Raw genomic sequence first — 16,792 nt, forward strand, 5'->3', positions numbered from 1 at the left:
AACAACTACTCTTTAGATGAAATTAGTGATAAGACTGGCTTTTCGATTAGTTATTTAAAAAAAATAGTTTAATACATTTTATTTAGTTTTAAAGATACTACGAGCGCAATGAATGGTGACGATCCAATACCCTTTACATATACTCTACTTTTTTTTAAGTAGAATAATAACCCAAATGTTTTGTTCATTTTAATAACCTTTAATTTGTTTAATATACAAAATTTTACATGACTAACACCTATTTAAACATCTGTTTATAAACATTTTACACACAATATGGTTACCATAATAATAATAATAAAAAATAGGTCACCTAATAGGTCACTTATAAAAGGTTTTAATTGTACATTTTGGTACTTTAAGGATAAAAAAAATCCTGAAAACATTAAGTTTACAGGACTTTAATTGATTTTGAAAAAGTTTTTGCGGAGAAAGAGGGATTCGAACCCCCGGACCTGTTACAGTCAACAGTTTTCAAGACTGCCGCATTCGACCACTCTGCCATTTCTCCTAGTGTCTTATCAGGTATTTCCTGAATGCGGATGCAAATATAGAAAGCTTTTTTATGTTGTGAAACAAATTGACTAATAATTTTTATTTTTTTTTGGATATCCTTAAAATATAAATATTACATATTAATAATCAACATATTAGATTTACACAGATTTAGTAGAAATCGTATTAAACAAGATTAGCATGGTAGATAATACTACTGTTTTAGTATCTTTGTAGTAAATTTTAAAACTTTACAATGTCTTTCAATTCTTTTGGAAATTTACTAAAACTTACTACTTATGGAGAATCACATGGAGTAGCTATTGGAGGTGTTATTGATGGTTTCCCAGCAGGGGTAGATATTAACTTAGATGAAATTCAACAAGAATTAGATAGACGAAAACCAGGCCAATCTAAAATTGTTACACAACGAAAAGAACCAGATACTGTTGAATTCTTATCTGGAATTTTTGAAGGAAAAACTACAGGAACTTCAATAGGTTTTGTAATTAAAAATACAAATCAAAAAAGCAAGGACTATAACCATAACACTAATATTTATAGGCCCTCCCATGCAGATTTTACTTATGATCAAAAATATGGTTTAAGAGATTACAGAGGTGGTGGAAGAAGTTCTGCTAGAGAAACTGCAAACTGGGTTGTTGCTGGTGCTTTGGCCAAACAACTTATTTCTTTTATATCTATCAATGCTTTTACCTCTTCTGTAGGTGACATTTTTATAAATAAACCTTACCAAAAATTAGATTTCTCTTCTACTGAAAAAAACATAGTAAGATGTCCTGATGAAGAAGTTGCAGAAAAAATGATTTCAAAAATTAAAGAAATCAGAAAAGCAGGAGATACGATTGGTGGAACTATAACTTGTGTCGCACAAAACATACCAGTAGGATTAGGTGAACCTATTTTTCAGAAACTTCATGCTGAATTAGGCAAAGCAATGTTGTCTATAAATGCTGTGAAGGGGTTTGAATTTGGAAGTGGTTTTTGCGGAGCAAAAATGAAAGGATCAGAACACAATGATATTTTCAATGAAGATGGTAGCACTACCACAAACCTATCTGGAGGAATACAAGGAGGTATATCTAACGGAATGGATATTTATTTTAGAGTCGCCTTTAAGCCTGTAGCTACAATAATGTCTTCTCAACAAACAATCAACTCAGAAAATAAAATCACTGAAATAACAGGAAAAGGAAGACATGACCCTTGTGTAGTTCCTAGAGCTGTTCCTATTGTAGAAGCAATGACTGCTTTAGTTTTAGCCGACTATTATTTAATTAACAAGACGAGACAAATTTAAACTATTTCTTTTTGAGTATCTTTCAAAAAAAACTCTTTATTTGAAAAAAAGAAGGTTATACTTTATAGATCTTGTTAGAACTTTTGCAATACTAATGATGCTTCAAGGTCATTTTATTGACGCTCTTATAGATCCAGTCTTCAGAAATCCAGAATATTTAATTTATAAAATTTGGGTTTATTTTAGAGGTATAACGGCTCCTACATTTTTTACAATTTCTGGTCTAATATTTACTTACCTATTATTTAAAGCTAAAGAAAGAAATCAAGATAAAATTAGACTAACAAAAGGAATTCGAAAAGGTATTTTACTAATTGCTATAGGTTACCTCTTAAGAATCCCTTTTTTAGCATGGTTAAATGGTTACTTTAACACCTATTTTCTAGCAATTGATGTTTTACAAATTATAGGCATAAGTCTTATTTTCATTGTGGTACTCTATTGTTTATGTTTTAAGAAAACAAATTTATTTTTAATAGCATCTTTATCAATTAGTATTTTTATTTTTATAACCGAACCCATATATAGAAATTTAAATATAGAGTGGCTTCCACTCCCTTTAAACAATTATTTTTCAAAAAATAATGGATCAGTATTTACTATTTTTCCTTGGTTAGGCTATGTTTCTTTTGGCGCTTTTTTAGCTACTATATTTCACTTGTATGAATCTAAAAAAAAGTTTAAAAAGACCATCGTTTTTTCTTTTGTAAGTTTAGGTTTGCTCTTAATTTTATATTCATCTAACACCTTAGTATTTCTGTCAAAATTGTTTGAAATTGAAATTTTTATGGCAGTTGCTAACTACAACTACTTATTTACAAGACTTGGAAATGTTCTTGTTTATTTCGCACTTTTTTATTGTTTAGAAAAGTATTTAAAAAACGAATTATTACTAAAAATAGGTCAAAATACATTATCTATTTATATTATTCATTTTATCTTAATCTATGGGAGTTTTACAGGAATAGGATTGAAACATTTTTTTGGAAAAAGTCTAGAACCTATTGTGGTGATTGTAGGAGCTGTATTTTTTTTAATTTTAGTTTGTTTTATTTCATTTCACTACAATAAAAATAAACAATTAATTTTTCTTACATTACAGTCTAAATTTAAAAAAATTAAAACTAATTGAAGTTTTTTTATAATTTGAAATTATTTTTTATTGTTTCATTGTTTTTTTTAGGTAATACTATTGCACAAACAAATCGAGAAAAAAAAAATTATAAAATTAAAAAGAGAACTTTCTCCTATAAAAAAATAAAATCTCAAAAAAACTTAAAACTAGACTTATACCAACCTAAAAATAATAACGAAAAAAAACCAATATTGGTTTACGTTCATGGAGGTGGTTTTTCTTCTGGAAAAAGGAATGATAAGATTTCTAAATATTTTTGTCAAGAAATGGCAAAGCAAGGATATATTGTTGCTTCTCTATCCTATAGACTAACCATGAAAAATATTGGTTTTGGTTGTAATGTACCTGCTAGTCTTAAGATAAAAGCATTTAATGAAGGCTCAAAAGATATTTACGAAGCAGTACAGTATCTGATTTCTAAAAAAGAGAAATTTAAAATTAATGAAAAAAAAATAATCCTTATTGGATCTAGTGCTGGTGCTGAGACAGTACTTCACCTAGCTTATTCAAAAGAGGCATTAAAAAACAATATATCTTTTGCTGGACTTGTAGCAATGGCAGGTGCAGCTACTTCACTAAAATACATTTCTAAGGAAACTGCTATTCCTACTCAGCTATTTCATGGGGTTAAAGATAAATTGGTTCCCTATAATATTGCACCTCACCATTATTGTAAAAAAACAGATCCTGGATATTTAACCTTGTATGGATCAAAAGCAATTGCTGAAAAACTTAAAAAATTAAATACATCTTATTACCTATATACAATAAAAGAAGGTAATCACAGTTGGAACACAAGACCTATTTACGAAGCAAGAGATACTATCTTAGATTTTATTAAAGATGCAATAGTGAATCAAAAAATGCTGCAAAAAGAAGTGATTCATTAAAGCATTTTTAGAATCTTCCAAAAACAAAGAATGGTTTTTATATCTTTGCTTTACGTTATTTTAACCTAAAAGAATATTCCACTAATTTTATTTCATGAAAATCAAAAAAAACACTAAATATTAGCATCAAAGACACTTCTTTATTAATTGGTTATTTTTTTACAGATAAAAGTGCGCTAATACAATTAATATTAATGTATTTATCTGGCACAGAAACTAGATTAGAAACACTTAAAAAAAATGAAGAAAGACTAAATTACGAAACAGTCAGAAAGATTTCTCATTGTTTAAAATCAACATTAGGCTTAATGGGGTTAGTTGCTTAAATAAAATTTTGGAATTAGAACAAAAAGCACAAGATAAAGCACCTGAAGATGCCCTAAAAAAAAAGTTAATTTATATCAATAAATCACTTCAAGAAAGTATCACAGAATACATACCAATTCTGAATGCCGCTAGAAGCTATATAATTTTTTACTAGTAAAAATGATTAAAGAATTACAATTACGTGTTAACTTAATTGAAGAACGTAAAAAAGACATTCTTTTACACAAGTCTGCAAGCTTTTTGAAAATAAAAGCACATACTATATCTGCAGTTAAAGTACTTAGAAAATCAATAGATGCAAGAAAAAAAGAAACCATCTTCAATTATAAAGTAGCTGTCTATATTAACGAAAATGCTCTAGAAAAATCAGATTACATCTTTGATTATAAAGATGTTTCTAATGCTAAAGAAATTCACATTATAGGTTTTGGACCAGCAGGTATGTATGCAGCATTAAGATGCATAGAACTTGGGTACAAACCTATAGTATTAGAGAGAGGTAAAAATGTACAGCAACGTAGAAGAGATTTAAAAGCAATTAACCAAGATCATAATGTAAATAACAATTCTAATTATTGCTTTGGAGAAGGTGGAGCTGGTACTTATTCAGATGGTAAGCTTTACACTAGAAGTTTAAAACGAGGAGACGTAAGAAGAATTTTTGAGAACTTGGTATATCATGGGGCAACAGAACAAATTCTTATTGATGCACATCCTCATATTGGAACAAACAAACTTCCAAAAATTATTAAAACCATTCGTGAAACTATTTTAAATTTCGGAGGTGAAATACATTTTAATTCTTCTGTTACAGATTTTAATATTCAAAATAATAAAATAAAAGGTTTACAAATAAATAACGAAAAAGAAATAAATGTTAAATCCGTTATTTTAGCAACAGGCCATTCTGCGAGAGATATTTATGAACTTTTACACAAAAAAAAGATTGCGATTAAAGCAAAATCTTTTGCGATGGGAGTTCGTGTAGAACATCCACAAGAAATCATAGATCAAATTCAATATAGTTGTTCTAGGGAAAGAGATGAGTTGCTACCTGCAGCAGCTTATAGCTTGGTAGAACAGGTAAATAACAGAGGTGTCTACTCTTTTTGCATGTGTCCTGGAGGTTTCATTGTACCTGCAGCTACAGCAGATGGCGAAGTTGTAGTAAATGGAATGTCTCCAAGTAGGAGAAACAATAAGTTTGCAAATTCAGGTATTGTAGTTGAATTAGATATTGATAAAGACTTTAAGAAATATAACCACTTAGGCCCTTTAAAAGGCTTGCAATTCCAAAAAGATTTAGAAAAAATTGCTTATTTTGCAGGTGGAAGAACGCAAACAGCACCCGCTCAAAGACTTGTAGATTTTGTTGACGGAAAATTATCTACAGATTTAAACGAAACCTCTTATCAACCAGGTTTAAATTCTGCACCACTACATTCTCTACTCCCAAAAATTATTGGTAGTAAATTACGTAAAGGATTTCCTGCATTTGGAAATAAAATGCATGGATACTTTACAAATGAAGCAAATATTGTAGGAGTAGAATCTAGGACTTCTTCTCCAGTAAACATACCGAGAAAAGAAAATCTGGAACATATTGAAATTGAAGGCTTATTTCCATGTGGTGAGGGTGGTGGTTATGCAGGTGGTATTATTTCTGCTGCAATGGATGGTGAAAGATGTGCAGAAGCTGCAATTGCAAGACACTAATTAATTAAGTTTTTTTAATTAGACAAACCCAAAAAGTATTCCTAATTTTACCTTATTAAATCCGTTTATGAAATTAACAATTGGGAGAACTGACAAAGCTGATTTTCATGAGTTATCTCTTGAAGACATAGACATAAAAATAGATTCTGGAGCCTATACTTCTTCTATTCATTGTTCAGATATTAAACAATTTACTAAAGGAAGTGAACAATTTATTTCATTTACACTATTAGATCCAGAACATAAACTATACACTAACAAACAATTTACATTTAAAAAATATAGTGCTAAGAAAGTTAAAAGTTCTAATGGTCAATCAGAAGAGAGATTCATGATACAAACAACGATTGAAATATTTAACAAATCTTTTCCAATATATTTAACTTTAAGTGAACGAAAAAAGATGAAATTCCCTATATTGATTGGAAGAAAATTTTTAAATAATAAATTTATTATTGATCCCTCAAAAAAAAACCTATCACATAAATTAAAAACAAATTAAATGAAAATCGTTATTTTATCGAGAAACCCTAAATTATACTCTACAAAAAGGTTAGTTGAGGCTGCTTTAAAAAGAAAACATGAAGTATTAGTGGTAGATCATTTAAAATGTGATATTGTAATTGAAAAAAAATCTCCAAAAATATATTACAAAGGAGAATACATCGAAAATATAGATGCAATTATACCAAGAATTGGAGCATCTGTCACTTTTTATGGAACTGCTGTTATTCGTCAGTTCGAAATGATGAAAGTATTTACCTCTGTGAGCTCGATAGCATTAACACGATCTAGAGACAAGTTGAGTAGTTTACAAATATTAGCAAGAGCTGGAGTTGGTTTACCAAAAACGGTATTTACGAACTACACAAAAGATGTAGAACATGTAGTTGAGTCTGTTGGAGGAGCCCCTGTTGTTTTAAAATTATTAGAGGGCACGCAAGGACTAGGAGTAGTTTTAGCTGAAACTAAAAATGCAGCAACTTCAGTATTAGAAGCTTTTAATGGTCTAGGTGCAAGAGTAATTGCTCAACAATTTATAAAAGAAGCTGGTGGTGCAGATATTAGAGCATTTGTTGTAGATGGTAAAGTAATTGGCGCAATGAAACGACAAGGAAAAGAGGGTGAATTCCGTTCTAATTTACATAGAGGAGGAAATGCTACAGTTATTGAACTAACGGATGAAGAAGAAAAAACAGCTTTAAAAGCAACCAAAGCTTTAGGATTAGGTGTTGCTGGGGTAGATATGCTGCAATCTTCAAAAGGACCATTAGTTTTAGAAGTAAATTCTTCTCCTGGACTAGAGGGAATCGAGGTTGCTACTGGTAAAAATATAGCCAAAGAAATTATACGTTATTTAGAAATACATGTCGAATAAGCCTTTTACACTTTTAGGTAAAGTTATTCCAGAAGGAAAACGTACAGTAATCGATTTAAAAATTGCAAAACTACATACAAGAACTACCGTTAATGTCCCTGTAATCATAGAACATGCTAAAAAATCTGGTCCAGTAGTTCTTCTACTTGCAGGTATTCATGGAGACGAAACAAATGGTGTTGGTATTGTAAGAGAGATTATAAATTTAGAATTGAATAAACCTAAAATTGGAACCATTATTTGTATTCCAGTATTTAATATTTTTGGATATCTTGTTCATACAAGAGAGTTTCCAGACGGTAGAGATTTAAACAGAATGTTTCCAGGAACCTTAAATGGATCTTTGGCTAGTCAGTTTGCATTTCAGTTTTCAGAAAAAATAGCTCCTTATGTAGATTATGTTATTGATTTTCATACAGGTGGTGGTGAGCGTGATAATGTTGCACAAATAAGGTGCAATAAAGACGATAAAAAAGGATTAGAATTAGCAAAAGTATTTAATCCACCTATAATTGTACATTCTAACACTATTATAAAATCACTCAGAGAAACCTTGTATAAAATGGGAAAAACCGTTTTATTGTTTGAGGGTGGAAAATCTAAAGAATTAAATCCTACAATCATAAATGAAGGTGTTAATGGTACAAGAAATGTATTAATTCACTTAGGGTTAATTGAAGGAGAGATAAATGTAAGGGAAACTCCAATTTACATCAAAAAAGCAAAATGGATACGAGCTTCGGACTCTGGTATGTTTAAAATTAGCGTTTCAAACGGGTGTTTTGTTGAAAAAAAAGAAGTTTTAGGAGTCATACAAGATCCATTTGGAGACTTTACAAAGAAAATTTATGCACCATATAAAGGCTTTATATTCTGTATAAATAAAACACCAATAGTCAATAAAGGAGACGCTCTATTTCATATGAGTATAAGCGAATAAAAAATAATTATAGACGATGCGTATAGATATTATTTCAGTAGCACCAAATTTATTAGAAAGTCCATTTAACCATTCTATAGTAAAACGCGCCCAAGAAAAAGGGTTGGTAGAAATTATTCTACACGATTTAAGAACTTATGGTTTAGGAAACTATAAGCAAATTGACGATACTCAATTCGGAGGAGGTGCAGGTATGGTTTTAATGATAGAACCTATAGCTACATGTATTAAAAAATTACAATCAGAGAGAATATATAACGAAATTATATATATGACTCCAGATGCTAAAACTTTAAACCAAAGTACTGCAAACACGCTATCTTTAAAAGAAAATATCTTAATACTTACAGGTCACTATAAGGGAGTAGATCAAAGAATTAGAGATAAATTCATTACCAAAGAAATTTCTATTGGTGATTATGTATTAACGGGCGGTGAATTAGCAGCTGCAGTGTTAGTAGATGCTGTTGTGCGTTTAATTCCTGGTGTTATAGGAGATGAACAATCTGCTTTAACAGACTCTTATCAAGACAACCTACTCTCCCCTCCTGTTTATACAAGACCTGCAGAATTTGAAGGACTAAAAGTTCCTGAAATTTTATTATCTGGAAATTTTCCAAAAATTGAAGATTGGCGTAATGAAAAAGCATATGAAAGGACACAAGAAATAAGACCTGATTTATTAAAAGAATAAAGATAAATTGCTTATTGTAAATTAGCTTTGTACTTATAAATTTATATATATCTAATAATCAGATAAAAAAATAGCAAAATTAAATTTCTTTAATTAAATTTAATTACTAAATTTGCGACCGCTAAAATAACCGCTGACGAAATACGTGAATGTTATTCTGGTAAAACTATAAATATTAAGATATGGAATCTTTAATAAAATTTGTACAAGACGAATTTGTAACAAAAAAAGAATTTGCAGAATTTGCAGCTGGTGATACAATTACTGTATACTATGAAATTAAGGAAGGTGAAAAAGTTAGAACTCAGTTTTTTAGAGGAGTTGTAATTCAAAAAAGAGGATCTGGTACTTCAGAAACATTTACTATCAGAAAAATGTCTGGTACTGTTGGTGTTGAAAGAATTTTCCCTGTAAACTTACCTTCTATCCAAAAGATTGAAATCAATAAAAAAGGTAAAGTGCGTAGAGCTCGTATATTTTACTTTAGAGGACTTACTGGTAAGAAAGCTAGAATTACCGAAAAAAGAAGATAGTTATATTACAATATATATTCTAAAAAAGCACTGTAAACATTTACAGTGCTTTTTTAATTAACAAATGTTTATAAGTCAAGTTTATAGATTGTTAACTTCTATTCGAAAAAACATTTTAAAATAAAACGCCTAGCATTTAATTTTGAAACTAAATACTAGTGTAGCACTTAATGTCTTCAAAAAAAAATAAAAAGTAATGCAGTACGTATTTTAAAAGTAATATTCTTTTGTAGTTAAATTTTACCGCTAAAATTTAATTGATAGTGTCAATAATTTAAAAATTGACCAAAGCAATTATCAAAAGAATTAAGGATGTAAAGATTTATGAAACCATAAATTTTACATTTAAAATTTACTAAAAAGCCATGTTTTACAATTATTTTGTAAACTGTGGCTTTTATCTATTTAAAAAAGAACTAATCTTTAATAATTTTTGTAAATTTCTTATAAAAAAAGAGGAATTAATAAGAAATTAGTAATAAAAAACACAACTGTTATTGTTAAATTTGCCAGGCTTAATTTATAAGCTTCTTTTTTACCAAAAAAAAACAATTTTCAGATATTTTAAACTTATTATAAATGGCTAAAATAATTTATACAAAAACAGATGAAGCACCCGCTTTAGCTACACGCTCTTTCTTACCTATAGTAAAAGCTTTTACAAAATCTTCGCAAATAGAAATTGAAGTAAAAGATATCTCTCTAGCTGCTAGAATTCTTGCTAATTTCTCTGAATACTTAACAGATAATCAAAAAGTAGAAGATGCTTTAGCTATTTTAGGAGATTTAGCAAAACAACCTGATACTAACATTATAAAATTACCAAATATTAGTGCTTCCGTTTCGCAACTTAAAGCCGCCATTGCTGAGTTACAAGAATTAGGTTATCCTATTCCAAACTATCCTGAAAATCCAAAAACAGAAGAAGAAAAAAAATGTTTGGCATTATATAATAAAGTGAAAGGGTCTGCTGTAAACCCAGTTTTACGAGAAGGTAATTCTGATAGAAGAGCTCCAAAAGCAATTAAAAACTATGCGCGTAAAAACCCACACACAATGGGTGCTTGGAGTTCAGATTCTAAAACACATGTAGCTACTATGGAGAAAGGTGATTTTGCCCATAATGAAAAGTCTGTAACCCTTTCTAAAGGAACTAGTGTAACAATAAAACATATTGCAGAATCTGGAACAGAATCTGTTTTAAAAGAAGAAATAAATCTTTTAGACGGTGAAATTATAGATGCAACTACAATGAGTAAAAAAGCATTACTTTCATTTTTAGAGGCTCAAATTACTGATGCTAAAGAAAAAGGAGTATTACTTTCTTTGCACATGAAGGCAACAATGATGAAAGTTTCTGATCCTATTATTTTTGGACATGCAGTAAAAATATTTTACAAAGATTTATTTGAAAAACACGACAAAACATTCCAAGAAATAGGGGTTGATGCAAACGTAGGCTTCGCTAGTATTCTAAATAGCTTAGATAAATTGTCTGACGATAAAAAAATGGAAATACTTTCAGATATCTCAGAAATTTATTCAAAAAGACCAGCTTTAGCAATGGTAAATTCTGATAAAGGTATTACCAATTTACACGTACCTTCAGACATTATTATTGATGCTTCTATGCCTGCAATGATCAGAAATTCTGGTAAAATGTGGAATACTAAAGGAAAGTTGCAAGACACCAAAGCTATTATTCCTGATAGTTCTTACTCAGGTATTTATGAAGCTACTATTGAATTTTGTAAAAAGAATGGTGCTTTTGATCCTACAACAATGGGAACAGTACCTAATGTTGGTTTGATGGCACAAAAGGCAGAAGAATATGGTTCTCATGATAAAACATTTGAAATTCCCGAATCAGGTAGAGTACAAGTTATAGATGCAGATGGAACAATACTGTTAGAACACAATGTAGAAGAAGGCGATATTTGGAGAATGTGTCAAACAAAAGATTTACCAATTCAAGATTGGGTAAAATTAGCAGTTACAAGAGCACGAGCTTCTAGCACACCAGCAGTTTTCTGGTTAGATGAAAGCAGAGCTCATGATGCAGAAATCATAACAAAAGTTAATACATACCTTAAAAACCATGATACTTCTGGTTTAGACATTAGAATTTTATCACCTATAAAAGCTACTGAATTCACTTTAGAGAGAATCGCAAAAGGTGAAGACACTATTTCTGTTTCTGGAAACGTATTACGTGATTATTTAACAGATTTGTTCCCAATTTTAGAAGTGGGCACCTCTGCTAAAATGTTATCTATTGTACCATTAATGAATGGTGGAGGTTTATTTGAAACTGGTGCAGGAGGTTCTGCTCCTAAACACGTAGAACAATTCTTAGAAGAAAACCACTTAAGATGGGATTCTTTAGGTGAGTTTTTAGCCTTAGCAGTTTCTTTAGAGCATTTAGGTAACACCACAAATAATGAAAAAGCTTTAATTTTAGCTGAAACTTTAGATGAAGCTACAGATACTTTTTTAGATCAAAATAGATCACCGTCTAGAAAAGTAGGAGAATTGGACAATAGAGGAAGTCACTTTTATCTTGCAAAATATTGGGCAGATGGTTTAGCGAATCAAGATAAAAACGCTGAATTAAAAAAAGAATTTACCCAAATTGCTGAGGCATTAAGTAATAATGAATCGCAAATTGTAAAAGAGTTGAATGACATTCAAGGAAAGCCAGTAAATATTGGAGGGTACTACTTACCAAGTGAAGATTTAGTAGTAGATGCAATGAAACCGAATAATGCACTTAATACTATATTGAATTAACTTTAACATTTATTTAAATAAGACATTAACAAAAGGAGCGCTTCACAGCACTCCTTTTTTAATTAGATTAGATTTTCATTAATTACTTCAGATAAAGAAAAATAAAAATATAAAACATCATTTATGATTAAGTTTTTTTAACGTTTTCTTAGATAATTCTAGTTGTTTAAAGAGTACTTTTGTTTAAGGATATTTTATATTAATAAAACAAAATACTTTCATTGAAAAAATTACTTATTTTTTTTATTTTTTTTTCTACAGGACTATATAGTCAAGAAAAAATAACAATTAGCGGAACTGTTTATGAAAACACAAGTAACGAAACATTAATAGGTGTGTCTGTTTACATTCCTGAATTAAATGCAGGAACAAGCACCAACGAATATGGTTTTTATTCTTTAACACTTCCTAAAGGTAAATATACTGTACAGATTAGTTACCTCGGTTTTATAACCATAAAAGAGCAAATTAAGCTAATAACAAACATTACAAAAAACTTTAAACTTAATGAGGAAGCAGAAAGTTTAGGAGAAATAGTCATACAATCTGACATCGAAAAATTAAATGTAAGAACTCCGCAAATGAGTGTAAATAAACTGAGTTCTGCTACAATTAAAAAAATACCTGTTGTTTTAGGAGAAGCTGATATTATAAAATCCTTACTATTATTTCCAGGTGTTACAAGTGCTGGCGAGGGTGCTTCTGGCTTTAACGTTAGAGGTGGAGCTGCAGATCAAAACTTAATATTGTTAGATGAAGCAATAGTATTTAACTCTTCCCATTTGTTTGGATTCTTTTCTGTATTTAACCCAGATGTTATAAAAGATGTAAAGCTTTACAAAGGTGGTATACCTGCAAAATTCGGAGGAAGATTATCTTCTGTTTTGGATATTTATCAGAAAGAAGGAAATAGTAAAGATTTTAATATAACTGGAGGAATTGGCTTGGTTTCTTCTAGGCTTTTAGTTGAAGGTCCTATTGAAGAAGAAAAAAGTTCTTTTGTAGTTGCTGGTAGAGCATCTTACGCACACCTATTTCTTCCTCTATTTAACAACGATAACAAAGCTTATTTTTATGACCTAAACAGTAAAATAAATTATCGATTTAATGATAGAAACAATGTGTTTCTATCTACTTATTTTGGCAAAGATGTTTTTGGTGTAAATGAGAGTTTTGTAAATGATTATGGAAATACAGTATTGAATTTAAGATGGAACCATCTTTTTTCTGATAAAATATTTTCTAATTTATCATTAATCTATTCTGATTACTTTTATGGACTAACTCTAGATTTCGTTGGATTTGAATGGGATTCTGGAATTACAAACTTCAATTTAAAATACGATTTTAAGAACTACTTAAATGACCAATTTACCCTTAGTTATGGTATAAATAACATTTACAGCAAATTTAACCCAGGAGAAATTGTACCAAACAGAGAGGATTCTGGTATACAACCTGAAAAACTTATTGATAAATACGCTAATGAATTTGCCGCATATTTATCTGCAGAACAAAGAATAAGCGAAAAGTTAACCTTTGAATATGGTCTTCGATATAGTAACTTTAGTAGACTAGGACAAGACGAAATTAATAGTTACGAAAATAACAATCCAGTTATTTATAATGAAGAATTTAAAAGGTACGAATCTGCAGAAGCTATAGGAATAAATACTTATAAAAGAAGCGATATATTGGCAAGTTTTCAAAATTTTGAACCACGTTTCTCACTTTCTTATCTTGTTAATGAAGATAGCTCTGTTAAAATGAGTTATAATAGAATGGTACAATACTTGCATTTATTATCCAATACCTCATCTCCTACTCCTCTAGATATTTGGACACCAAGTGGACAATTTGTAAAACCTCAAAAACTTGATCAATTTGCAGTTGGGTATTTTAAATCAATTAAAAATGGAGATTATTCATTAGAAACAGAGGCTTTTTATAAAGATATTCAGAATAGAATTGACTATATTAATGGAGCGAACTTAGTAGCAAACAATGAGATAGAAACTGTTATTTTAAATGGCCAAGCAAGAGCATACGGTCTTGAAGTTCTAGTAAAAAAGAATGAAGGCGATTTTACAGGTTGGTTTGCGTATACATGGTCAAAATCGGAACAACAAACACCAGGAAGAACAGAAAATGAACCGGGTATAAATTCAGGAGAATGGTACAGTACTCCGTTTGATAAGACACACGATCTTTCACTTAATGGTAGTTATGAACTCTCTAAAAAATGGACCTTTAATGCAAACTTTTTATTTCAAACTGGGCAACCCACTAATTACCCAGTAGGTCAGTATGAAATTTCAGGTTTAAATGTGCCTATTTATGATGACAATAGAAGAAATGCAGACAGATTGCCAGCCTATCACAGGTTAGATATATCGGCTACATTAACACCAGAAAAAAACAAGAATAGAACCTGGCAAGGAGAATGGGTTTTTGGTATTTATAATGTTTATGGAAGACAAAATGCTGCCTCTATTAACTTTAGACAGAACAGAGAAACGCGAAGAAATGAAGCTGTACAGACTTCAATATTTGGACTAGTTCCCTCTGTTACTTATAATTTTAAATTTTAATTGAAAGATGAAAAATATACATATAATTCCAATTTTATTATTATTTGCGTTGTGCAATTGTGAAAAAGTAGTTGACGTTGAAGTTCCTTCAATTGAACCTAAATTGGTTATTGATGCTTCATTTGAAGTTTTTTTTGATGAAAACCCTGTAAGCGCAAAAACTGATATAAAACTAAAATTATCTGCAGACTATTTTGAAGAAACCACACCTGTAGTAACAGATGCCTCTGTATTTATAACTGATTTATCTTCAAGAACTATTTTCAATTATGAAGATTTAAATGCTGATGGAACCTATACAACATCACAATCCTTTATTCCTCTTGAGAATAATAATTACGAGCTTACTGTTATTTATAATAATGAGATCTATAAAGCAACTTCGAAAAGAATTAAATCTACCCCTCTTACTAGAATAGAACAAGGAAATCAAACCTTATTTTCGGGCGAAGAAACTGAAATAAAACTCTATTTTTCTGATGATGGTACAGTAGATAATTACTATATTTTCGATTTCTCAAATTCATTATACTTAGCTTTAGAAGATCGTTTTTTTAATGGTGCAGAATATAGTTTTTCTAATTTTTATCAAGAAGATGATATAGAGCTACCAGCAACAGTTACCATAAAAATGTCTGGAGTATCCAAGGAATACTATACATACTTTAATATATTAATAGATCAAAGTGGACAAGATGCAGGTGGCCCTTTTGAGTCTGTGCCTTCTTCTTTACTTGGAAATATTATTAATACTACAAATGAAGATAATTTTCCTTTGGGATATTTTCAAATTTCGGAATCAGATACATTTACAATAGACTTAGAGCAGAGGTAATAAATATATTTTTTTTCACTTTTTAAAAACTATAAAATAAGTACTTTTGAGTAATGGAATTTATAAAAACAACAGAACAAGACTCGAAGTATAATCATTTAGAAAAGCAATCTACTTTAGAGTTATTAACAAACATAAATAAAGAAGACCAAAATGTAGCCTTTGCAGTAGAAAAAGCGATACCTCAAATAAAAAAACTGACAGATAAAATTGTTCTTAAACTCAAAAAAGGGGGACGACTCTTTTATATGGGGGCTGGTACATCTGGAAGATTAGGAATTTTAGATGCTTCTGAATGTCCGCCTACCTTTGGTGTTTCTCACGATCTAGTTGTTGGTTTAATAGCAGGAGGAGATATTGCCATAAGAAAAGCAGTAGAATTTGCAGAAGATGACAAGAATCTGGGCTGGAAAGACCTTCAAAAACATGCTATTAATGATAAAGATATTGTTGTAGGTGTCGCTGCTTCTGGAACAACTCCATATGTGATTTCTGCACTAGAAAAATGTAACGAGCATAGTATTGCAACAGGCTGTATAACATGCAATGTAAAAAGTCCAATATCAAAAGTAGCAACTTATCCAATAGAAGTTTTAGTAGGACCAGAATTTGTTACAGGAAGCTCTAGAATGAAAGCTGGTACAGCTCAAAAGCTAGTTTTAAATATGCTTTCTACTTCTGTTATGATTCAACTCGGAAAAGTAAAAGGAAATAAAATGGTAGACATGAAGCTCTCTAATGAAAAATTAGTAAACAGGGGAGTAAAAATGTTAATTCAAGAATTAGACATTAATCAAAAAGAGGCGCATCAATTGTTACAAAAATATGGGAGTGTCAGAAATGCAATTAAAAACTTTTAAAATGAGTACAAATCTAAATTTATTAAGCAAAGGATTAATTAGACTTGGTATAGTGATTCTTTTATTTATTATTGCACCTATAACAATTACAATGGGCTTTAAAGCTATTGATAAATTTACTGATAGTCCAGATTTTTATTTTGCTTACCTATTTCTTGTCCTTGGGTTTTTAATTTTGTTTTACGCTATATATTTTGCTTTTAAAACTTTTAACTTACTCAGCAAAGCAATATTTAATAACAAATAATTAAAAATATTGAATTTAATATAAAAACCCCACTTTAAAA

General features: G+C 29.9%; 15 protein-coding genes and 1 tRNA gene. 15 read left to right on the top strand and 1 reads right to left on the bottom strand.

The window, feature by feature from the left end:
• Positions 1-426: 426 nt before the first annotated feature.
• Positions 427-511, bottom strand: a tRNA-Ser gene (locus Q0L44_RS03730).
• A gap of 240 nt (positions 512-751) precedes the next feature.
• Here Q0L44_RS03730 and aroC point away from each other — a divergent pair.
• The 15 genes from aroC (at position 752) to Q0L44_RS03805 (ending at position 16,752) form a co-directional block, all read left to right on the top strand.
• A complete protein-coding gene (gene aroC / locus Q0L44_RS03735; protein ID WP_296635473.1) occupies positions 752-1,816 on the top strand; it encodes a chorismate synthase in 1,065 nt (354 codons plus the stop codon).
• Positions 1,817-1,856: 40 nt separating this feature from the next.
• Positions 1,857-2,948, top strand: coding sequence for a heparan-alpha-glucosaminide N-acetyltransferase domain-containing protein (locus Q0L44_RS03740; protein WP_296635476.1), 1,092 nt, complete (start codon positions 1,857-1,859; stop codon positions 2,946-2,948).
• 14 nt (positions 2,949-2,962) lie between these two features.
• Entirely contained in the window at positions 2,963-3,841 is an 879-nt protein-coding gene (locus Q0L44_RS03745) for a carboxylesterase family protein (RefSeq protein WP_296635478.1), read from the top strand.
• A gap of 334 nt (positions 3,842-4,175) precedes the next feature.
• The gene (locus Q0L44_RS03750) at positions 4,176-4,322 is read left to right on the top strand and encodes a hypothetical protein (protein ID WP_296635481.1); all 147 of its coding nucleotides are present in this window, start codon (positions 4,176-4,178) and stop codon (positions 4,320-4,322) included.
• 5 nt (positions 4,323-4,327) lie between these two features.
• Complete coding sequence (locus tag Q0L44_RS03755; protein WP_296635483.1) at positions 4,328-5,884, top strand: FAD-dependent protein; 1,557 nt, start codon at positions 4,328-4,330, stop codon at positions 5,882-5,884.
• Between the two features lie 67 nt (positions 5,885-5,951).
• The gene (locus tag Q0L44_RS03760; protein WP_296635485.1) at positions 5,952-6,386 is read left to right on the top strand and encodes a RimK/LysX family protein; all 435 of its coding nucleotides are present in this window, start codon (positions 5,952-5,954) and stop codon (positions 6,384-6,386) included.
• Positions 6,387-7,262 carry a 30S ribosomal protein S6--L-glutamate ligase gene (gene rimK, locus Q0L44_RS03765; protein WP_296635486.1) on the top strand — a complete coding sequence of 292 codons (876 nt, stop codon included), beginning with the start codon at positions 6,387-6,389 and terminating at the stop codon, positions 7,260-7,262.
• Positions 7,252-8,202 (top strand): succinylglutamate desuccinylase/aspartoacylase family protein, encoded by a 951-nt coding sequence (locus Q0L44_RS03770; RefSeq protein ID WP_296635489.1) that lies wholly within the window; start codon positions 7,252-7,254, stop codon positions 8,200-8,202. The genes rimK and Q0L44_RS03770 overlap by 11 nt, the downstream gene beginning before the upstream one ends.
• 16 nt (positions 8,203-8,218) lie before the next feature.
• Positions 8,219-8,896 (top strand): tRNA (guanosine(37)-N1)-methyltransferase TrmD, encoded by a 678-nt coding sequence (gene trmD / locus Q0L44_RS03775; RefSeq protein ID WP_296635492.1) that lies wholly within the window; start codon positions 8,219-8,221, stop codon positions 8,894-8,896.
• A gap of 182 nt (positions 8,897-9,078) precedes the next feature.
• Positions 9,079-9,429, top strand: a complete 351-nt coding sequence (gene rplS, locus Q0L44_RS03780; protein ID WP_296635494.1) for a 50S ribosomal protein L19 — start codon at positions 9,079-9,081, stop codon at positions 9,427-9,429.
• 579 nt (positions 9,430-10,008) lie between these two features.
• The gene (locus Q0L44_RS03785; protein WP_296635496.1) at positions 10,009-12,219 is read left to right on the top strand and encodes an NADP-dependent isocitrate dehydrogenase; all 2,211 of its coding nucleotides are present in this window, start codon (positions 10,009-10,011) and stop codon (positions 12,217-12,219) included.
• 221 nt (positions 12,220-12,440) lie between these two features.
• Positions 12,441-14,810, top strand: a complete 2,370-nt coding sequence (locus Q0L44_RS03790; RefSeq protein WP_296635499.1) for a TonB-dependent receptor — start codon at positions 12,441-12,443, stop codon at positions 14,808-14,810.
• 7 nt (positions 14,811-14,817) lie between these two features.
• Positions 14,818-15,645 carry a DUF4249 family protein gene (locus Q0L44_RS03795; RefSeq protein WP_296635500.1) on the top strand — a complete coding sequence of 276 codons (828 nt, stop codon included), beginning with the start codon at positions 14,818-14,820 and terminating at the stop codon, positions 15,643-15,645.
• Positions 15,646-15,698: 53 nt separating this feature from the next.
• The gene (murQ, locus tag Q0L44_RS03800) at positions 15,699-16,505 is read left to right on the top strand and encodes an N-acetylmuramic acid 6-phosphate etherase (protein ID WP_296635502.1); all 807 of its coding nucleotides are present in this window, start codon (positions 15,699-15,701) and stop codon (positions 16,503-16,505) included.
• 1 nt (position 16,506) lies between these two features.
• The gene (locus tag Q0L44_RS03805) at positions 16,507-16,752 is read left to right on the top strand and encodes a DUF6095 family protein (protein WP_296635506.1); all 246 of its coding nucleotides are present in this window, start codon (positions 16,507-16,509) and stop codon (positions 16,750-16,752) included.
• Positions 16,753-16,792 lie beyond the last annotated feature (40 nt).

This window comes from Polaribacter sp., from assembly GCF_024639685.1.
GTDB lineage: Bacteria > Bacteroidota > Bacteroidia > Flavobacteriales > Flavobacteriaceae > Polaribacter.

Coding starts and splice junctions, on each gene's coding strand:
- aroC (WP_296635473.1), top strand. CDS start 752: ATGTCTTTCAATTCTTTTGGAAATTTACTAAAACTTACTACTTATGGA.
- Q0L44_RS03755 (WP_296635483.1), top strand. CDS start 4,328: ATGATTAAAGAATTACAATTACGTGTTAACTTAATTGAAGAACGTAAA.
- Q0L44_RS03760 (WP_296635485.1), top strand. CDS start 5,952: ATGAAATTAACAATTGGGAGAACTGACAAAGCTGATTTTCATGAGTTA.
- rimK (WP_296635486.1), top strand. CDS start 6,387: ATGAAAATCGTTATTTTATCGAGAAACCCTAAATTATACTCTACAAAA.
- Q0L44_RS03770 (WP_296635489.1), top strand. CDS start 7,252: ATGTCGAATAAGCCTTTTACACTTTTAGGTAAAGTTATTCCAGAAGGA.
- trmD (WP_296635492.1), top strand. CDS start 8,219: ATGCGTATAGATATTATTTCAGTAGCACCAAATTTATTAGAAAGTCCA.
- rplS (WP_296635494.1), top strand. CDS start 9,079: ATGGAATCTTTAATAAAATTTGTACAAGACGAATTTGTAACAAAAAAA.
- Q0L44_RS03785 (WP_296635496.1), top strand. CDS start 10,009: ATGGCTAAAATAATTTATACAAAAACAGATGAAGCACCCGCTTTAGCT.
- Q0L44_RS03795 (WP_296635500.1), top strand. CDS start 14,818: ATGAAAAATATACATATAATTCCAATTTTATTATTATTTGCGTTGTGC.
- murQ (WP_296635502.1), top strand. CDS start 15,699: ATGGAATTTATAAAAACAACAGAACAAGACTCGAAGTATAATCATTTA.
- Q0L44_RS03805 (WP_296635506.1), top strand. CDS start 16,507: ATGAGTACAAATCTAAATTTATTAAGCAAAGGATTAATTAGACTTGGT.